This is a genomic window from Vibrio sp. YT-19(2023) (assembly GCF_033337395.1).
Genome location: NZ_JAWOQN010000319.1, coordinates 1 through 831 on the forward strand (window position 1 = coordinate 1; position 831 = coordinate 831).

Consider the following 831-nt stretch of genomic DNA (forward strand, 5'->3'; position numbering starts at 1 on the left):
TTATCGAATTTGTTACCGATTTCAAACGAGTCCGAAGTTTCTGCCTCTAGATCCATATTTGGTGCAATAACAAAAGGCGTCAGCGGCACAAAGTCGTGGCTTACGAAGCCATACGCCTTATCGTATTCTGGCGCTCGATAGCCGTGATCGTAAGAGAGGTAAACGCGGTTGTTTTCGAACACTTCACGAGAAATCGACAAACTTGGTGAAATTTCAGAACTGTCGATATCTTTCAGTGGATATCCACCGATATCATTCTGGCCATCAGGTGAAAGTCGGTGCGCATCGAAACGCAAACCGCCAGTCAATGTCCATTTCTCCAGCTCAATCATGTCACGGAAATAAAGCCCAATGTTGTAAGCACGTGCAGCGGCAAAGGGTTGTTTTTGCGATGCGTTGGATCCCGTCCAATCGAGGACTTTCTGATTATCTTCACGTTGGTAGTAATCCGATGCTATCTCAACGCCATACGCTAACTTGTGCTCAGCCGATGAGGCATGAAGCGTCTGTTTGAAATCCGCTCTCAGACCGACCGTGTTATCGGTAAATGTTTTGTGCTCAAGTTCGCGGCGCTTGATCAGCAGACCATTGGCGTCGGTAGAGTTCATTAAGCGATTGGTGTCTGTGATCACTTCGGTATGACGCCAATAAACTTTGGTATCCAACTCTTCAAACCATGTTGGATCAAGCGGCGTTAGCTCGGCACCTAAATATGCACTGTATTCTTCTGTCGATTCATCTTCTGCAAAGTCTTCGATATGCCACTTGCCATCTTTTTGTATGGATGACGAACCTTCAAGACGTTGTTGGTCTTGTCGATAGAGTTCGGCA

General features: G+C 46.3%; 1 protein-coding gene. It reads right to left on the bottom strand.

What is annotated here, in order from left to right; genetic code table 11:
* Positions 1-831: TonB-dependent receptor domain-containing protein (locus R7E78_RS25670; protein WP_318058547.1), on the bottom strand; the 831-nt coding region annotated here is incomplete at both ends.